The sequence below is a fragment of the Heliomicrobium modesticaldum Ice1 genome (assembly GCF_000019165.1).
In the GTDB taxonomy this organism is placed as follows: Bacteria; Bacillota; Desulfitobacteriia; order Heliobacteriales; family Heliobacteriaceae; genus Heliomicrobium; species Heliomicrobium modesticaldum.
Genome location: NC_010337.2, coordinates 3,016,680 through 3,035,000, shown reverse-complemented (window position 1 = coordinate 3,035,000; position 18,321 = coordinate 3,016,680). Strand labels below are relative to the sequence as shown.

Annotated in this window: 13 protein-coding genes and 1 rRNA gene (1 of these 14 cut by a window edge); 9 read left to right on the top strand and 5 right to left on the bottom strand. The window is 52.3% G+C overall.

Annotated elements, in window-relative coordinates:
- Positions 1-2,162 (top strand): 23S ribosomal RNA (locus tag HM1_RS14030); it begins 753 nt to the left of the window's first position.
- A gap of 109 nt (positions 2,163-2,271) precedes the next feature.
- Here HM1_RS14030 and HM1_RS14025 read toward each other — a convergent pair.
- Positions 2,272-2,463 carry a hypothetical protein gene (locus HM1_RS14025; protein ID WP_012284061.1) on the bottom strand — a complete coding sequence of 64 codons (192 nt, stop codon included), beginning with the start codon at positions 2,461-2,463 and terminating at the stop codon, positions 2,272-2,274.
- Positions 2,464-2,970: 507 nt separating this feature from the next.
- On the opposite strand from HM1_RS14025, the gene HM1_RS14015 reads away from it, so the two are divergent.
- Entirely contained in the window at positions 2,971-3,402 is a 432-nt protein-coding gene (locus tag HM1_RS14015) for a MarR family winged helix-turn-helix transcriptional regulator (RefSeq protein WP_012284060.1), read from the top strand.
- A 51-nt stretch (positions 3,403-3,453) separates the two neighbouring features.
- Positions 3,454-4,008 carry a flavodoxin family protein gene (locus HM1_RS14010; RefSeq protein WP_041314078.1) on the top strand — a complete coding sequence of 185 codons (555 nt, stop codon included), beginning with the start codon at positions 3,454-3,456 and terminating at the stop codon, positions 4,006-4,008.
- 78 nt (positions 4,009-4,086) lie between these two features.
- Here HM1_RS14010 and HM1_RS14005 read toward each other — a convergent pair whose 3' ends face one another.
- The 3 genes from HM1_RS14005 to HM1_RS13995 form a co-directional block, all read right to left on the bottom strand.
- Positions 4,087-4,593 (bottom strand): DUF6125 family protein, encoded by a 507-nt coding sequence (locus HM1_RS14005; RefSeq protein ID WP_012284058.1) that lies wholly within the window; start codon positions 4,591-4,593, stop codon positions 4,087-4,089.
- A 211-nt stretch (positions 4,594-4,804) separates the two neighbouring features.
- Positions 4,805-6,328, bottom strand: coding sequence for a P-loop ATPase, Sll1717 family (locus HM1_RS14000; RefSeq protein WP_012284057.1), 1,524 nt, complete (start codon positions 6,326-6,328; stop codon positions 4,805-4,807).
- Position 6,329: 1 nt separating this feature from the next.
- Positions 6,330-6,998 (bottom strand): hypothetical protein, encoded by a 669-nt coding sequence (locus HM1_RS13995; protein WP_148207146.1) that lies wholly within the window; start codon positions 6,996-6,998, stop codon positions 6,330-6,332.
- A 661-nt stretch (positions 6,999-7,659) separates the two neighbouring features.
- Between HM1_RS13995 and HM1_RS13985 the strand changes: the two genes are divergently transcribed.
- The 6 genes from HM1_RS13985 to HM1_RS13965 all read left to right on the top strand — a co-directional run bounded on the left by HM1_RS13985 (position 7,660) and on the right by HM1_RS13965 (position 18,082).
- Positions 7,660-9,246, top strand: coding sequence for a restriction endonuclease subunit S (locus HM1_RS13985; RefSeq protein ID WP_041314075.1), 1,587 nt, complete (start codon positions 7,660-7,662; stop codon positions 9,244-9,246).
- Positions 9,247-9,303: 57 nt separating this feature from the next.
- Positions 9,304-10,764, top strand: a complete 1,461-nt coding sequence (locus HM1_RS13980; protein ID WP_012284054.1) for a type I restriction-modification system subunit M — start codon at positions 9,304-9,306, stop codon at positions 10,762-10,764.
- Complete coding sequence (locus HM1_RS16415; RefSeq protein ID WP_012284053.1) at positions 10,754-10,879, top strand: hypothetical protein; 126 nt, start codon at positions 10,754-10,756, stop codon at positions 10,877-10,879. The genes HM1_RS13980 and HM1_RS16415 overlap by 11 nt, the downstream gene beginning before the upstream one ends.
- Before the next feature lie 110 nt (positions 10,880-10,989).
- Positions 10,990-12,333 carry an IS1380-like element ISHmo1 family transposase gene (locus HM1_RS13975; protein ID WP_012284052.1) on the top strand — a complete coding sequence of 448 codons (1,344 nt, stop codon included), beginning with the start codon at positions 10,990-10,992 and terminating at the stop codon, positions 12,331-12,333.
- 687 nt (positions 12,334-13,020) lie between these two features.
- Positions 13,021-14,643 (top strand): IS1182-like element ISHmo2 family transposase, encoded by a 1,623-nt coding sequence (locus HM1_RS13970; protein WP_012281187.1) that lies wholly within the window; start codon positions 13,021-13,023, stop codon positions 14,641-14,643.
- A gap of 235 nt (positions 14,644-14,878) precedes the next feature.
- Entirely contained in the window at positions 14,879-18,082 is a 3,204-nt protein-coding gene (locus HM1_RS13965) for a type I restriction endonuclease subunit R (protein ID WP_012284051.1), read from the top strand.
- Here the strand turns inward: HM1_RS13965 and HM1_RS13960 are convergent.
- Complete coding sequence (locus HM1_RS13960) at positions 18,079-18,318, bottom strand: hypothetical protein (protein WP_012284050.1); 240 nt, start codon at positions 18,316-18,318, stop codon at positions 18,079-18,081. The two genes, HM1_RS13965 and HM1_RS13960, sit on opposite strands and share 4 nt — an antisense overlap.
- Between the last annotated feature and the right edge of the window lie 3 nt (positions 18,319-18,321).

Here is an 18,321-nt window from a genome sequence, read left to right as displayed (position 1 = left end):
TTCGTGGAGGCCCGAACCGACCGACGTTGAAAAGTCGGCGGATGAGGTGTGGGTAGGGGAGAAATTCCAATCGAACCCGGAGATAGCTGGTTCTCCCCGAAATAGCTTTAGGGCTAGCCTCGGGATACAAGAATGCGGGAGGTAAAGCGCTGATAGGGCTAGGGGCCTTCACCGGTTACCGAACCCTGTCAAACTCAGAATGCCCGCATTTATGCCCGGGAGTCAGACGGCGAGTGCTAAGATCCGTCGTCAAGAGGGAAACAGCCCAGACCGACAGCTAAGGCCCCCAAGTGCCTGTTAAGTGGAAAACGATGTGGCGTTGCCCAGACAACCAGGATGTTGGCTTAGAAGCAGCCATCATTGAAAGAGTGCGTAATAGCTCACTGGTCGAGTGACGCTGCGCGGAAAATGACACGGGGCTAAACAGGCCGCCGAAGCTTCGGCAAGACGTAAGTCTTGGGTAGGGGAGCGTTCCTTGGGCGTAGAAGTTCAGCCGGAAGGCTGGGTGGAGCGCAAGGAAGTGAGAATGCCGGTATGAGTACGCGAAAAGGCAGGTGAGAATCCTGCCCGCCGCAAGCCTAAGGTTTCCTGGGGAAGGCTCGTCCGCCCAGGGTAAGTCGGGACCTAAGCCGAGGCCGAAAGGCGTAGGTGATGGACAACAGGTGGAGATTCCTGTACCACGTTGGATCGTTTGACCGATGGGGGGACGCAGGAGGATAGGTGAACCATGCCGCTGGTCGAGCATGGCCAAGCAGTGAGGGAATGCGGTAGGCAAATCCGCCGCATTATTGCCTGAGCTGTGATGGGGAGCGAACCTTAGTAGCGAAGTCACTGATTCCAGACTGCCAAGAAAAGCCTCTAGGGAGATGTAACGTGCCCGTACCGCAAACCGACACAGGTAGGCGAGGAGAGAATCCTCAGGCGCGCGAGCAAACCCTCGTTAAGGAACTCGGCAAAATGACCCCGTAACTTCGGGAGAAGGGGTACTCCGGCGAGCTATGACATCATAGCATCGAGGGAGTCGCAGTGAAGAGGCCCAGGCGACTGTTTAGCAAAAACACAGGTCCCTGCCAAACCGCAAGGTGACGTATAGGGGCTGACGCCTGCCCGGTGCTGGAAGGTTAAGGGGAGAGGTTAACGCTTTGAACCGAAGCCCCAGTAAACGGCGGCCGTAACTATAACGGTCCTAAGGTAGCGAAATTCCTTGTCGGGTAAGTTCCGACCCGCACGAAAGGCGTAACGATCTGGGCACTGTCTCAACGAGGGACTCGGCGAAATTGATCTACCCGTGAAGAAGCGGGTTACCTGCGATAGGACAGAAAGACCCCGTAGAGCTTTACTGTAGCCTGACATTGGATTTTGGTGTGTTTTGTACAGGATAGGTGGGAGACGTGGAAGCCAGGCCGCCAGGTTTGGTGGAGTCGACGGTGGGATACCACTCTGAATGCACTGAAGTTCTAACCTGGCGCCCTGAAGCGGGCGCAGGGACCGTGTCAGGTGGGCAGTTTGACTGGGGCGGTCGCCTCCTAAAAGGTAACGGAGGCGCCCAAAGGTTCCCTCAGACTGGTTGGAAATCAGTCTAAAGAGTGCAAAGGCATAAGGGAGCTTGACTGCGAGACAGACAAGTCGAGCAGGGACGAAAGTCGGGCTTAGTGATCCGGCGGTATGTGAGTGGAAATGCCGTCGCTCAACGGATAAAAGCTACCTCGGGGATAACAGGCTTATCTCCCCCAAGAGTCCACATCGACGGGGAGGTTTGGCACCTCGATGTCGGCTCATCGCATCCTGGGGCTGAAGTAGGTCCCAAGGGTTGGGCTGTTCGCCCATTAAAGCGGTACGTGAGCTGGGTTCAGAACGTCGTGAGACAGTTCGGTCCCTATCCATCGCAGGCGGAGGAAGTTTGACGGGAGCTGCCCCTAGTACGAGAGGACCGGGGTGGACCGACCGCTGGTGTCCCAGTTGTCGTGCCAACGGCAGCGCTGGGTAGCTATGTCGGGAGCGGATAAGCGCTGAAAGCATCTAAGCGCGAAACCGACCCAAAGATGAGACTTCCCACTCGAAAGAGGTAAGACCCCAGGAGGATGACCTGGTAGATCGGCCCGAGATGTACGCGCCGCGAGGCGTTCAGTCGACGGGTACGAATCGGTCGAGGACTTGACCTTTTGCGCGAAAAACAATCCTCTGTCCAGTTTTGAAGGAATAAAAACAAAAGGCCATAGCAAGCACTGCTGTGGCCTTTTGTTTTTGCCTTTTTTAGGTGACGCTCTAAAGTCACGGGTTGCGCAACTTATCAATAGAAGCAGAAAATTGCTCCAAATTCCGTCGTTCAGCTTCTGTAGTGTACTGACCGGACTCCAGGTCCATCGTAGCGATCAGTTTCGCGTAGAACAATTTTTCCTCCAGAGGCATCCCTTTCATGTGGCAGTACCGGTTTAGTCGGTGCAACACCTGGTTTTCGGTCATGACCAACACCTCGCTTCATTTTAATAGCTTTGATTTAGCGTATTGCAATAAATATATAAAATAACATGCGCGAAGTCAAGAATAAAATTCCGAAAAAAGAAAAATCACCGAAAAATAACCAACTGTGCTGAGAGAGTGAGCCAGTCCTTGGATACAGGTCAGTAGCCAGACGTTCAAATAATGAAGAAGCAGGTGGAGATTAAGAATGAATTGGATTGAAATGATGTGACCAAGTAAGAAGCCCTCGAAGTCGGCATTGATCGTTTTGCCACTGTTGTATCCAGTGGTTCTGTCGTGCCAGGTACTATCCTGGAGCAATGCACACCGAAATTTCAGCAGTTGTACCGCGAAAGCGACCTGGTCTTTCAAAAGGCCTTGACATTGCTTTGATATAAAACTAAAATAAGAGCATAAAGTTTGATGTCAAACTAAAAACGACTTATCAAGAGCAGGGAGAGGGAGTGGGGACCTGCGAAAGGAAGTGTGCCATGCTAAAGGAAGTGTGCCATGCGAAAGAACAGCGCCATCTATCTGATCGGCCGCCTCCGGGGAAAGGTTCATCAGTTTCTGGAGCAGCAACTGCGAGATCAGGGGATCGACGATATCATCGTCTCCCAGGGGTACATTCTTGCCGCCTTGTACAAGAACCAAGGCCAGTTGACCATGAAGGACCTAGCCCAACGGGTCAAGCGAGATAAATCGACGATAACCTATCTGGTCGACAAGTTGATCCGCAATCACTATGTGATCAAAGTGAAATGTCAAGAAGATCAACGGGTCACCTGGGTCAAGCTTACAGATAAAGGGATTGCTTTTCAGCCGATCTTCGACGAGATATCTCGTAAATTGATCGAGCAATTCTATCTTCCTTTCACGGAAGAAGAAGCAGTACTGCTGGAAAGGCTCCTGGAGAAGGGGAACGCACACTGGCCTGATTGATGGCTGCAAGGGTTATCAAGGAGAATAAAAGGAAAAGTGGAGGGTTTTAACATGAAGATCGTTGCCTTGATGGGAAGTCCGCGCAAGGGCGCCAATACAGAAGCGCTGGTACAAGAAGCGGTTCGTGGCGCCGAAGAAAAGGGCGCTCACGTAAAGCAATACCACCTCAACGAGATGCAGATCAAAGGCTGTCAAAGCTGTTTTGGATGCAAGCGACAAGAGAACTGTGTCGTTCGTGATGAGGCGGCTGCGATTCTCGAAGATATCAAGGATGCCAAGGCCGTCATTTTCGGCACGCCTGTCTATATGTGGCAGATGACAGGTCAGTTGAAACTCCTTGTCGATCGACTTTTTTCCTTTATGAACGCTGATTATAGCAGCAAATTGACACTAGGCAAGAAGGTGCTCTGGGCGGTGACGCAGGGCCAACCAGACAAAGGCGCATTTATGCCCTATTTCGAGAATGCCGGGAAAATGTTGCAAATGGTCGGTTTTGGCGAATACAAAATCGTCGCGGCAGGTCGTTGCGGTATGCCTGGTGATGTAGAGAAGCAAAAAGAGACCCTTGAAGAAGCGCGCGCGCTTGGCCGTTGGCTGGCAGAATAACATATACAAAGTGGCGGATGATAGATAATGAAGCCCTTGGCCATTTGATGGTCAGGGGCTTTCTGGTGCGCCCCTTGCTTATGGCTCCAGTGTAAACTCCCAGGCGCAGTAACTGTCACTCTTGGGATCAGGCGGGCATTGGAGGCAGCGTGTCTGGATCCGGGAGTCGATGGCTTGGGCAAAGGTCGTATACTCGACGATCCCGACTTCCTTACAGGGGAAGAGGTTCATCTTTTTTCTCTCCCGGGCAGACTGCACTCGGCAGTCAATCATCCGAAAGATGAGTTTGTTTGGCGACTCGCGTACGATCGATTGCTCATTGATAAAGGCATAGAGCCGGTATTGCAACGCTTGCTCCAAAGCGTCAAGGCCGCCTTGTTCAGGTAAGCCCAAGAATTTTTTGATGCGCTGAGCTTCGATGGGGCTGAAGCGTTCCCAGGCGGCCTTGTCTGCCTCGATGGCAGCGGCCATGCCGTATGTTCTCTCAATGGCCTGAAACCAAAGCCCATCATGAGCCAGCCAGCGCTTAGCCAAGTCTTCGATGAATTCTGAAAACTTCTCTTTTTCCCAGTCCAATGGCTTCATAACCAACCCTCCAGTCATTTTCCTGGTCGATTTCTTTGAGTGAGAACCGCTTCGGATATATATACGAGCAAAGCCAAGAAAAACCTTTGATTGTCGTGCAAAAGCATTGATAAAATCCTGCCATGTTCATAAGCCGATAAAGGAATAGAAAAACCGCCATATTGGGCTGGAGTTTTTCTCATCCGGGCATGGCGGTTCTTCATATTTATTTTTATTTTGGTCGTTTAATGCCGCCTCTTCGTTTTAACTGAAATCCATAGAGGTAAATCTCGGGAACGTTGACCCTGCCGTCAGAACGATTTTCAACAATGCCAAGCTGCATCAAATAGGCAAAAATATCCTCCGGTTTGGCCGCTGGTGGTTTATTTTCCTTCTTGTCGTCCCATTTGGTTTTTCGAATCGCCTGAATAAAGACCTTTCTTTCGGCGGGAACCTCCAGCCCGGCCAAGCTTTCCTGCAAAGCCTTTAGCCAGGGATACTCCTCAAGCAACTCTCTGATGCGGTCCATAGAAGTTTCCATTAATGCGCCTTGCAAATCTAAAGGAAGAAGCAGCCGATTTTCCGGTAAATTCTCCGGTTGAAACTTTTCCAATTCCCGTTCGGCCGCCAATGAGAACAGCTTGAGAAATGATCGGGGCGCGATCCGACCATCTGCATCTTGGAGGTGGTTCGGAATCCAGCGGAAGGTGTTGCCCTTACGAGGGTTAGCGCCCATAAACTCCCCGATCATCATCGTCATCATTTTTTGATAAGCGGACTCATCGTTTCCGGGCATCCAACCTAATTCGTCATCTCGTGAAACGATCAAAGACGGCACTTGCTTGAGATAGGTGTACATTTTACTTCCTGAATTCGCAAGGCGCTTTGTAAGCAGTTGATACAACCATGGAGTTGACCACTCCAGCCGAATTTGATGCGCCTTTAGCTTGGAGGCATCTGGAAATGCAAGAAACTCTTCGCGAAAAAGATCGGTGCGCAAGAAAATCTTTGGTCGAATTCGTTCCCAGCGCCCCCATCGATCCAACCAAAAGGCGAGAAGTTCTCGTATCGGCGCCGCCAAGCCGGCATAGCTGAGCACTAAACGATCCAACTGATCGTAGGAGATAAACAACCACCGGTCCACTTGGATGAGTTGATCATCCAGTTGATCCAACAGTCCATTTAACGATTCCAATTGCTTCTTGACCGATTGCGCCCATAGAGACAGTTCTGGAAGTCGATTCTTCAGCAATTCTCGTAGCTGGTTTGGGAGCCTATCGGAACGTAAGATTGCCGAAAGGCCGACCTTCTCTTGTTGCTCTTCTTCCATTTGCAGAAGGCTGCCGATCATTAACCCGATCCAGAATGCGCGCCAATCCAACCGATCGGCGTCAATCGAAAACTGTTCGATGCTGTCTGGGGTAGGAAACTTTTTTTCGCGCTGTTTCGTATTGCCAAATCCTGCAATCCAATTGGTCTGCTCCAGATCGGGCAGCGCTCGACTTTTCATCACTGAACCTAAAGCGGACCGACGTACCGAAGAGGTCAGCAGACGAAACAACTCGGTCTTTCCGGTACCGCGACCACCTAGGATCAGAAGCGTATCCGGATCCAAGGCCCTTCGATGATCTTGGAGAGGTAAGAAGTTTCGCAAAAACAAGGGATCGTCATCTACTTCATGCTCCGCAGCGCCGCCACCTTTCGCGATCCCAGAGATTAGTTCCAAGAGAACCTTTTTCTCCGCTCCTGTCATCATATCACCCTCGCTCTCCTTGTAGATTTCGACCGAACAACAAACAGATTCGCTCTGCCAGTTGCTGATAAGGAAGCGCGGTCAGTGTCGCAATCAATGCCTCCAATCGCCGTTTTTCCTCGAGACTATCGGAAGTGGAAAACAGCATGATGTCTCCACGCAGTTCGCTATTCCAAGGGATCACTACCGGAGTAGAGGGCGCATCTTCGTCTCGCTCGTTGGGCGCAGGATGATCTTCCGAATCGGAGTAGTAATTTTCCAAAAAAACAGTATAGGCCATTTCTCGAAATGCCCGCAGTTCGGGTTCCGAACCGGGAGACATCAGCGATGGCGCCATGGCGTGAGCCAAGACGATCGGCAATGCCTCCTGTTCACTGGCAAGCGGGCGAGCCAGTCGTCGAATCACTTGGGTGAGTCCAGCCCACGTCTGACGGGAGTGGCTTCCTAAGACAACGGCGGCATGGGCCAAGTCTGCCATAGCGAGACCGCCAATGTCATGAAATCCTGCCCGGCAGTCGAGAAAAATGAAGTCCAGCCTGCTGGAACGTTCTAATTCTTCGAGCATTTTTCGCAATCGGTCGCCAAAGGGGTTGTGCAGTATGTTTTGAAAGTCTATCCTTCCCAGCTTCTCCAGGTAAAATTCATCTACAATTCCTGCCGGTACGAGGCGCATCGTTTCTCCCCGCTCACCGAGAATAGTGCCTTCATTGATCAATTGCACATGGGGACGAAGGGGCCATTCCGTCCTTTGATTATCATTGCCTCTTGCTGGCTCCAGCGGTTCGTGCGATCATAGCGGCGCTGCGGATGGTCCAGTTCCAGAACCGTATCGACTATCCGACTGCGTGGTACACGTAAATCAGCCTCGGGAAATAGCAGTCGCAACCGATTCATGGCAACTCCCTGTAAATCTGCGAGGTTATGCGAGTATCCTCTGGCTGCGTCTGTTCCAAAATATAGCTCAACGAGCGTCTTGAAGGTACATTCAACAACGTAACCGGCAAGATACACGGCGTTATCCCATCTATTTCTATTGTATAGTTCGTAAGCGTCCCGCAAATGCCTGCTAGCAGCCTGTGCGTAATGGGTTTCCATGACAGTGTATTCTCCTCTTTACATGTTTCTAGCGTAGCGCAAAAAAGGGAACACATAATGTGGTGACACAGAGATACCGCTGACTTATGTTCATTTTGTACGCTTTAAGAAAGTATTTCAAGCTAAAGCAGCAAGAAAGAAGAATCTAAGTCGTTACGAAGTTTCAGTAGTTGACATACTAAAAATGCCGTGCTACATTAACATTAACCGCAGCCCTGGCCGAAGAAAGGAGGTCCACCTTGTCTTCCTACATCGAAAAAGCGTTGCACACCTTGTACCAGCGCGGCATCACATCACGGGAGCAGTTGTTGACAGAACTGCTTCGAGTCAAGCTGACCTGCCAAGCCATCGACGCAGCAACCAACAAGGCCACCTTTGAAGACAAACAGCGACTCTTCCAGCAGATGAAAAAGAGTACCGAAGCCGAACTGGGCTACTTCCCCGGCGACCGCGACTTCTTCGCCGACCTCTTCGACCTCTGCAAAGACATCGACCTCATCGAATACACGCTGGAGATCTATAATAGCGACCGCTTGGGCGTCATTATATCGCCGCCCGAATTGACGGCCTTCATCGATACCCTCATCGACGAGAAACGTCCCGAGACCATTCTGATCACCGAAGCGGAAAAACATCTCGCCGGGCTGCGCGCGCTCGTCGACAGACACCCCGAGCAGGAGATCACCCTCACCACCGCCTACCGGCATATGTACCTGCTCTTGACCTTCGCTCTCCAAGAAGCGAAGCACGTCACCGTCTTCCACCAATCTGTCTACCGCAAGCTACTGCTCCCAAAAACATACGACCTCATCTACTGCCTGCCGGCCTTCGGCGGAAAAGGGGACGACCTCGGCGGGCCCTATCTGACCAACCAAACGGACGGCATCGCCCTGGAAAATACGCTGCCCTTATTGAACGACTACGGCGTGCTGCTCGCCATCGTGCCCGCCAGGTTCACCTTCGCCGGCGGCGGCTTTTCCGCCCTTAGAAAACATATCGTCCAACATCATGCCGTCGAAAGCATTTACAGCCTGCCGGAAGGGACCTTCCGCCCCTATTCGGCCGTCAAGAGCTATCTCATCGCTATCTCCAAGGCCCCGCTCGACAGCGTCGCCGTCGGCAGCGTCGATTTTGACCAAGCCGCCTTCGTCCGCAGGGAGCAAAAGCGCATCGCCCATGCGGAACTGTTGAATCTGGATGACTGGCGGATGGAACTGCTGGCCGAAGAGGACGAAAACCTCAGCCGATACAAGCACTCTGCCCTCCCCAGGGTGAAATTAAAAGACATGGCCGAGGTCTTCCGCGGCAAATCAGTCCTCAAAAAAGACATCAAACCCGGCAGGATCGCCGTTCTCAACATCTCCAACATCGACGACGGCGAGATCAACTACACCGACCTGGAGACCATCGACGAGGAGGAGCGGAAGGTCAAGCGCTACGAACTGGTCGACGGAGACCTGGTTCTCACTTGCCGGGGAACGACCATCAAGGTGGCCATCTTCCGGCAGCAGGACCGCCTCATCATCGCATCGGCCAACGTCATCGTCATCCGTCCTCAAAAAGAGGTGCTCAGCGAATACATCAAGCTCTTTTTCGAAAGCCCCGTCGGGACAAGCCTGATCAAAAGCTATCAGCGGGGCACGACAATCATGAATCTCAACCACAGCGACATCGCCGAAATGGAGATACCGCTGGCGCCCCTGGAACAACAGCGACAGATGATCGACGCCTATCGGCGCGAACAGACCCTCTACCGCCAAGCGTTGCAGCAAGCGGAACAGCGCTGGCGAGAGGCCAGAGAGGACATATACGCTAAAATGATATAGCAGGAGGGACCTGAACGTGGCAAGCGTCAACCTCGGATTCGAAAAGAGTCTCTGGAAATGGCCGACAAACTGCGCGGCAACATCGAAGCCTCGGAATACAAACATGTCGTCCTGGGCCTGATCTTCCTTAAATACATCTCCGATTCCTTTGAGGAAAAATACAACGAACTGGTCGCAGAAGGGGAGGGCTTTGAAGAGGACATCGACGCCTACATGGAGGACAACATCTTCTTCGTCCCCCCGGAAGCCCGCTGGGATTACATCAAGGAGCAGGCGAAACAGCCGACCATCGGCCAGATCATCGACGACGCCATGGTGGCCATTGAAAAAAACAACCCCTCCCTCAAAGGCGTCCTCCCTAAAAACTACGCCCGTCCCGAGCTGGACAAAACGAAGCTCGGCGAACTGATCGACCTCTTCTCCTTCAAAGTGGGCGACAAGGAAGCGAAAGCCAAAGACGTCTTGGGCCGCGTCTACGAATACTTCCTCGGCAAGTTCGGCTCCTCTGAAGGGGAATTCTACACGCCCCCGTCCATCGTCAAACTCCTCGTCGAGATGATCGAACCCTACAAAGGGAGAATTTACGACCCCTGCTGCGGCAGCGGCGGCATGTTCGTTCAGAGCCAGCGCTTCGTCGAAGAACACCAGGGCCGCCGCGACGATATCCATGTCTATGGCCAGGAGTATACCGCCACCACCTGGCGCCTCTGTAAGATGAACCTGTCCATTCGGGGCATCGACGCCAACCTGGGCGAGCGGGACGACGACACCTTCGCCAACGACCTGCATAAATCGCTGCGGGCCGACTATATCCTGGCCAACCCGCCCTTCAACATCAAAGACTGGGGCGCCAACCGGCTTGCCAACGACGCCCGCTGGAAATACGGCCTGCCCCCGGCCAACAACGCTAACTACGCCTGGATTCAGCACATCATCTCCAAGCTGTCGCCCAGCGGCGTTGCCGGTTTTGTCATGGCCAATGGATCCATGTTGACCAACACGTCCAACGAGAGTGAGATCCGCAAAAACATCATCGAAGCGAAGCTCGTCGACTGCATCGTCACCATGCCGTCAAATCTCTTTTATACCGTCACCATCCCCGTCTGCCTCTGGTTTCTCAGTAAGAACAAAATGCCCAAGGGCTTACGAGACCGGAGCGATGAAATCCTCTTCATCGATGCCCGCAAGATGGGCTACATGGAAGATCGCAAGCACCGCGTTCTCAGCGAAGAGGATATACAAAGGATCGCCCAGACTTATCGCAACTGGAAAAAAGGGGAAGGATATGAGGATGTGAAGGGCTTCTGTAAGTCTGCTACTTTGGCGGAGGTTCGGGAGCACGAATACATCCTCACGCCGGGAAGATATGTTGGCGTCGAGGAAGTGGAAGCCGATACGGAAGCCTTTGATGAGAAGATGTCGCGCTTGACTGGTGAATTAGCCGAGATGTTCGCCAAGTCGAGGCATCTGGAAGAGGAAATTCGGCGAAGACTGGGGGCGATTGGGTATGAGTTTTGAAGGATGGAGAGAGGTTTTATTAGAGGACGCTATTCTATTCAATCCCCCTGAATATTTAAAAAACGGTACTGTCGCAAAAAAGGTTGCGATGGAAAAATTAAACCCTTTTACCTGAATCCGTGACAGCGCTAAGAAGTAAATAGTCGAAATTCAGCGCATTTCCCCGTATAATAGAGATAAACGAGTTTAATCGGAGTGATTTAAACTCACCGACGGGGTGAATGCATGACCATAAAGAAGTTCATTATCGAGCAATCGAATGAGGAGCTTACACCGGTAACTGGATTGGCGCTCGTGGGCGCCTTGTTAAGAAAGACTTCATTGAAATTGCGATTGGATAAGTCCACTGTGCCCACTTGTTTGACACCAGATATAAGCCACGGAACTGTTGCTCTGAGCTACCTGGGCCTTCTCTGTCAGGGAAAGAATGACTTCGATGCGATTGAGCTGGCTCGTGGAGATGACTTTTTTCGATACGCCATGGGCGTCGACATCGTACCCTCCAGTCCCACGTTACGACAACGATTTGAAAAGGTTGTTGAGACGGATTTGAAATGGAACGACATCATTATGGAAGAATCTGCTCGTCTCATCAAAAAAGCAAAAGTTCCCTTGACACCTGTTCGGGTCGGCGCTACGGACTATCTGACGGTAGACGTAGATGTGACGCCATTGGATAATTCCGGTTCCAAAAAAGAGGGGGTGACGCGCACCTACAAAGGTCATGATGGCTTTGCGCCCATACTGGCCTACCTCGGTCAGGAAGGCTACTGCATAAACGTTGAGCTGCGTCCGGGCAAAGATCATAGCCAGAAAGGAACGCCCCAGTTCTTAACAAAGAGCATCAATTACGCACGCCAGTGCGGAGCTGAGAAGCTTCTGGTACGCATGGATTCCGGCTTTGACAGCGTCGATAACATACGTGTCCTCCGCGCAGAGAATGTTGACTACATAATCAAAGGCAACCTTCGCCAAGAAACTCCCGAAATGTGGAGGGACATCGCCCTTAAAAATGGGCAGGCCCGAATTGTTCGGGAAGGAAAAGTGGAGTATACGGGCAGCGTAATGTGGAAGGTCGGCGATATGGAACAACGTGAACGGGTGGTTTTCCATGTCGTGGAACGAACCATCTTGTCCAATGGGCAGCAATTGCTGCTTCCAGAGTTAGAAGTGGCCACGTACTGGACGTCGTTACCCGTCTCGCCGGAAGAATTGATCCATTTGCAAAGAGATCACGGAACCAGCGAGCAATTCCATAGCGAGTTAAAAACGGACCTTGATTTGGAACGACTGCCTAGTGGAAAATTTAAGGTCAATGATCTGGTCTTTCATTTCGGTGCGCTTGCCTATAACCTGCTTCGCATCGTTGGTCAAATGAGCTTACACCATCCGGATTCTCCCCTAAAGAGAAAGGCCCATACGCAGCGCCGCCGGATACGCACGGTACTTCAAAATGTGATCACCATTGCGTCTCGATTGGTGAGACATGCCAGACAAGTGAAGCTCCGGCTCGGGGCGCATAGTCCCTGGTACGCAACGTTTAAGGATCTCTATCTTGCTTTTTCGTAAACGGCAAGAATTTCCTAAAAAATCAAATTCATTCGATGGGATAGACCTTTGGATGTAAAATGTGTCAAAGGTTAGCTTTGCTATACGCTTTTATGGATCTCGTTTCTTGACGGCACCACCTTCTTTGATAAGGCGACGTGTTCAAATGGCTATCTAAGGAAATTGGATTAAATTCTTGTAATACGAATTACTTTTTGTGGAAAATCATTGGGGTACTGCTAAGTCGACTCACGGATTCAGGATCTTAGTTATCCAACCGATTTCAACGAATTGGTTTGGTTATGTACTTTGTATCGCTTATTCCGACGCTTTTGTCTCTTATGCGAATTCAGTAGCTACAGGAACGAAGATGCCGCGCACAAATTGGTCCGATATGGCTAGATATCGAATTATATTGCCGGATGATAAAAGTGTGACTGAGTTTAACAGAATTATCCATTGCATCTTTGGGTTAATGAGTAACAACGTCAAGGAAAATAATGATTTGGCAGAAGTTCGAGACTCTCTCCTCCCCAGACTCATGTCCGGAGAAATCAGAGTCCCAATTAGAGTCTGTCTAAAAACCCCCTCAAGAGAGGGCAAAAAGCAAGACGTTTTTATATGGAAATTGGTGGAATTTAAAGGGAATTCGACTCTTCGCGTCGAAGGATATAGGTACAAAGACTGTTTATAGCGAGGCGATGTACCTTGTTTCGATTCGATGTGGACCCCCAAGTTAGCTTTTACGACTTTGCAGCCCTCTGGGACCAACTTGTGCCTGCCGATTCCGTCTTTCGCCTGTTTCGTGAATTGGCGCCCCTATTAATACAACCGGAGGATTTTACAGGTCTCTATTGCCTTGACAACGGACGTCCCAGTCATGCGGCCCGGCAGATGACGATGGCCTGCATGTTACAGGAAATGCTGGGCGAAACAGACCGGGGGATGGAAGCACAGACACGTGTGAACATCGAGGTCAAGTTTGCGTTAGGAATGGCCCTCGATGAACCGGGCATTGATCACGCCAATTTTGGCGTCCACCGGCAACGGCTCATCCAAAAGGAACTTGATAAGGTCTATCTCGATCGCTTTATCCGGTTGATGTACTACCTGGGCGTTTTGACAGGGAAAGAACCTTGGATAACGGACACGACCCATGTCATAGCTCCCATCAGTGCCCCCACGACCATCGAACTGATCCGCCAAGCCATGCGCCTGTTGGTGCGTCTTTTGGCGAAGCAATACAGTGTTCCATGGCATGCAATCCCCCATGCCCCTCGGGCGGTACGTTACCTGGAAACAGTGACGGAAGTGAAAGAGCATAACCTGGACGATAAGGCCAAAATGGAACGGCTTGTTGAAGTGGTCAGCGAGGCTGACGAACTGCTGGCCTACGTGGAGTCATCGGAGGCTTCGTGGAAGAAGAAGCCCGATGTCATTCATTACGCCCTTTTGCTTTGCCGTATCCTCCGTGAACGAATCATTCGGAAAGATGATGGAACTCTTGAGATAGCCCCCGGCGGTTCTGTCAAAGATATGATAGTTTCGGCTGTAGACAGCGAAGCCCGTTTCGGTTGTAAGGGCAAGACGAAATGGCGCGGGTATAAGATGGCCATCGTCGAAGTCGGAAATTCCGGATTTATCGCCGCCGCCGAGGCCATGAAAGCCAACGACTATGACGGCTCCAGTCTGGTGCCGTTAGCGGATCAGCTTCCCACCGATTGTGTAGAAAACCCGACGATCATTGGAGATACCCACTATGGTGCGGGCGATGACCGTGTCACCCTCAAGGAAAAAGGCATTGACGTAGTGGCGCCACTTTCACCAAAGACAAAATGTGATATCCTCGCGGGCGAGGGATTTCAAGTTTCCGAAGACCAAACACAACTGATCTGCCCGAGAGGAAAAGTCATCACCACCTATTCGGAAGTGGCAGATGGGAAGAACTTCGTGCTTCGCGCCAAGGACCATGATTGCAAGCACTGCCCTCGTTACACGACCTGTTTTAAAGAAAAGAAACATCGGCGCACGATTTTTATTCACAACGCCTATGGTGTCATGCTCGAGGCGGCAAAGCACTCCCAAACGAAAATCTATAAGGAACAGATGCGTCTTCGCAGCCGCATCGAAGCCAAGCAAAATGAACTGGTCAACCGTTACGGACTGCGCCGGGTTCGCCGTATCGGAAAACGAAATCTGGCTTATGCCGCCCGGCTCAGCGCGTTAGCGGCGAACTTTCAAAAACTCAACCGTCTACGAAATGATAAGAATGCAACCATGGTGTTGGAGGTGAGTGCCTTACGCGGTGTTGCTTTCAAAAAAGCCGCATAAGGTGCAAGGGGGAGATCTGCCCTTTTTGAGGAAAATCCTCAAAAAGGGCCGGTGAGACCGATAAAAAGACTCTAGTTTTTTGCTGTTTGTATTAAAAAATCATGCTTTTGCAAGGGCTGGCTAGGGAATTTGCTTATTTTCTAGACGGCCTCAATTAAGGAACAGTGCTAGAAAACAAACGAACATCATTTCATAGATAATCGTTTCTACTTTGCCCTGCAAAGGAGGCTCTCAGATGTCGCAACACCAGGCGTTCTGCGAATCGGAACTGGAAGAGGCCGCCCTGGAATGGTTTCAGGAACTGAACTATGAAACCGCCTTCGCCCCCGAACTCTCGCCGGGCGGCGATTACCCGGAACGGGAAGACTATGGCGACGTCATCCTCCAGGATCGGTTGCGAGACGCGCTCCAGCGGATCAACCCGCACCTGCCTCCCGAAGCCATCGAGGACGCCTACCGGCAGATCGCCATCCCCCAGAGCCCGAGCCTGCTCATGAACAACAAGGCCTTCCACAAGCTGATCACCGACGGGATCGACATAAGTTACCGCCACAAAGGCGGCGCTGTCCGCTATGCAAAAGCCATGGTCTTCGATTTTGACCCCTGCCGTGTTGATAATAACGACTGGCTCGTCGTCAACCAGTTCACCGTCATCGAAAACCGGGTGGAGAAACGGCCCGACATGGTCGTCTTCGTCAACGGCATCCCCCTCGTCGTCATCGAACTGAAGAGCAGTTCCGATGAAGAGGTCGGCATCAGCGAAGGCTTCAACCAACTACAGACCTACAAGCAGACCATCCCCTCGCTCTTTACATATAACGCCTTCATGGTGACGAGCGACGGGATCAACGCCAGGGCAGGGACGCTGACGGCTGATGAAGACCGCTTCATGATGTGGCGGACCATCGACGGCGACGATGTGGCGCCATTGTCGATCCCCCAACTGGAAGTCCTAATTAAAGGCATGTTCGACAAGCGCCGGCTCCTCGACATCGTCAGGCACTTCATCACCTTCCAGACCGATGGCCGCGATACCTACAAGCTCCTGGCGGGCTATCACCAGTACCATGCCGTCAACAAAGCCGTCGACAGCACCGTCCGGGCGACGTTAGAAAAGGGCGACCGTCGGATTGGCGTCATATGGCACACGCAAGGTTCCGGCAAGAGTCTTTCCATGGTCTTTTACACCGGTAAATTGGTTCTGGCAGAGGAGTTGGACAATCCGACCATCGTCGTCATCACTGACCGCAATGATTTAGACGATCAACTCTTCGGCGCCTTCGCCCGTTCAAAAGACCTGCTTCGGCAGACGCCGGTGCAAGCGAAAGACCGGGCCGATCTGCGCCGCCTCTTGGAGCGGGAGGCCGGCGGGATCATCTTCACCACCATCCACAAATTCGCCCCCGAAGCCAAGGGTGATCGCATCCCCGTGTTGACAGACCGAAAAAATGTCATCGTCATCGCCGACGAGGCCCACCGCAGCCAGTACGGCTTCGGCGCCGATGTGGTGGAAGGAAAAGACGAAGCGGACATCAAATACGGCTACGCCAAATATATGCGCGACGCCCTGCCCAACGCCTCCTACATCGGCTTTACCGGCACGCCCATCGAACTGACCGATAAGAACACCCGCGCCGTCTTCGGCGATTACATCGACATCTATGACATGACCCGCGCCGTTGAAGACGGCACCACCGTCAAGATCTACTACGAGAGCCGCATCGCCAAGCTCGACCTGCCCGACGAGATGAAGCCCGTCGTCGATGAGGAATACGAAGAGATCACCGAACATCAGGAATACGAGCAAAAAGAAAAGCTGAAGTCCAAGTGGTCCCGCCTGGAAGCCATCGTCGGCGCCGACGAGCGGATCCAGGTGGTGGCCCGAGACATCGTCGAGCACTTCGAGAAACGTCAGGCCGCCCAGGAGACCGCCGTCGGCAAAGCCATGATCGTCGTCATGTCCCGGCGCATCGCCGTCGACCTGTATCATGCCATCGTCACCCTCCGTCCCGAATGGCACAGCGATGATCTAGACAGAGGCGTCATCAAGGTGGTCATGACGGGGGGCTCCGCCGACCCGAAGGAATGGCAGCCCTTCATCGGTACGAAGGCCACTCGTGATCGCCTCGCCAAGCGCATGAAAGACAACGATGATGAACTGAAACTGGTCATCGTCCGCGACATGTGGCTCACCGGCTTCGACGTGCCCAGCATGCACACCATGTACATCGATAAGCCTATGGGCGGCCACAACCTGATGCAGGCCATAGCTAGGGTCAACCGCGTCTTTCGGGAAAAGCAGGGCGGCTTAGTCGTCGACTACATCGGCATCGCTGAGAACCTGAAAGCCGCCTTGCGAGATTACACGGAAAGCGACAAGCAGACGACCGGCGTCGACACGGACCAGGCGGCGGAGGTCATGCTGGAGAAGTATGACCTGATCCAAGAGATGCTTCACGGCCACGACTACAGCAAGTTTTTCACAGGCAAAGCCAGCGACCGCATGCAGGCCATCGTCGAAACGATCGACTTCGTCATCGGGCTCCGTGAGCGCAAAGATGAATACATGCGCCTCGTCACGGAACTGTCCAAGGCCTACTCCCTCTGCGCCACCACCGACGCGGCAGAAAAGCTCAACTTGGAAGTGGGCTTCCACAAGGCCGTCAAAGCGGGCATCATCAAGATGATCCCGGAGAACACAAAAAAGAGAACAGGCGCCCACTTGGACGCCCAGTTAAACCAGTTGATCTCCAAGTCGATCTCCTCGAACGAGGTCATCGACATCCTGCAGGCCGTAGGCCTGCAAAAGCCCAACATCGCCATCCTGTCCGATGAGTTCCTTGAAGAAGTGCGGGTGATGAAGCAGAAAAACCTGGCTGTCGAACTACTCAACCGCCTGCTCAAAGGCAAGGTCAAAGCCTTCGCTCGCAAGAACCTGATCCTTTCTAAAAAGTTTTCCGAAATGCTGGAACAGGCCATCAAGAAGTACCAGAACCGTACCATTGAGACGACCCAGGTGATCATCGAACTGATCGAACTGGCCAAAGAAGTGAACAAGGCTCATGGCCGGGGTGAAAACACGGGCCTGACCGAAGACGAATTGGCCTTCTATGACGCCTTAGCCGACAATGAATCGGCGAGAGAACTCATGGGCGACGAGATCCTCAAACAAATCGCCAGGGATCTGACCCAGCAGATCAAGCGGAACATGACCGTCGACTGGAGCCTGAGAAGCAGCGTCCAGGCAAGAATGAAGATGATCATCAAGCGGCTGTTGAAGAAATACAACTACCCCCCGGACAATCGCGAGAAAGCCCTGTCCACCGTCATGGAACAGGCGCGGTTGCTCTGTGTCAGCGAGGCAGCAGCCCTGAACAGCGGCGACCAGGTTTCCGAACTGAGAGTAGCGGAAAGACTGGATCATCGCTACGAGGTCTAAAAATAATAACAGGAGTTGGAGCCCTCCCTGCCGCAGCAGGAGGGCTCTTTTGCTGTCTCGAAACACTCGTCGCTACGACAGGCGCATTTGCCGTCACATCCGCTGCAGCCACCGGAGGCGCAGTGACAGGATCCCTCTTTCAAGTTTTTCGCTTCTCGGTAGAAACCGCGCAGCGTCAACCAGCCGATCGCGAGCGCCAGTCCGGCAGTTGCCAAAAAAGCGGTGATGACTTCCATTCG

What these genes read in the sequence shown, in the direction of transcription:
- HM1_RS14025 (WP_012284061.1), bottom strand. Translation starts at nt 2,463, where the DNA reads ATGACCGAAAACCAGGTGTTGCACCGACTAAACCGGTACTGCCACATG.
- HM1_RS14015 (WP_012284060.1), top strand. Translation starts at nt 2,971, where the DNA reads ATGCGAAAGAACAGCGCCATCTATCTGATCGGCCGCCTCCGGGGAAAG.
- HM1_RS14010 (WP_041314078.1), top strand. Translation starts at nt 3,454, where the DNA reads ATGAAGATCGTTGCCTTGATGGGAAGTCCGCGCAAGGGCGCCAATACA.
- HM1_RS14005 (WP_012284058.1), bottom strand. Translation starts at nt 4,593, where the DNA reads ATGAAGCCATTGGACTGGGAAAAAGAGAAGTTTTCAGAATTCATCGAA.
- HM1_RS14000 (WP_012284057.1), bottom strand. Translation starts at nt 6,328, where the DNA reads ATGATGACAGGAGCGGAGAAAAAGGTTCTCTTGGAACTAATCTCTGGG.
- HM1_RS13995 (WP_148207146.1), bottom strand. Translation starts at nt 6,998, where the DNA reads ATGCGCCTCGTACCGGCAGGAATTGTAGATGAATTTTACCTGGAGAAG.
- HM1_RS13980 (WP_012284054.1), top strand. Translation starts at nt 9,304, where the DNA reads ATGGCCGACAAACTGCGCGGCAACATCGAAGCCTCGGAATACAAACAT.
- HM1_RS16415 (WP_012284053.1), top strand. Translation starts at nt 10,754, where the DNA reads ATGAGTTTTGAAGGATGGAGAGAGGTTTTATTAGAGGACGCTATTCTA.
- HM1_RS13975 (WP_012284052.1), top strand. Translation starts at nt 10,990, where the DNA reads ATGACCATAAAGAAGTTCATTATCGAGCAATCGAATGAGGAGCTTACA.
- HM1_RS13965 (WP_012284051.1), top strand. Translation starts at nt 14,879, where the DNA reads ATGTCGCAACACCAGGCGTTCTGCGAATCGGAACTGGAAGAGGCCGCC.
- HM1_RS13960 (WP_012284050.1), bottom strand. Translation starts at nt 18,318, where the DNA reads ATGGAAGTCATCACCGCTTTTTTGGCAACTGCCGGACTGGCGCTCGCG.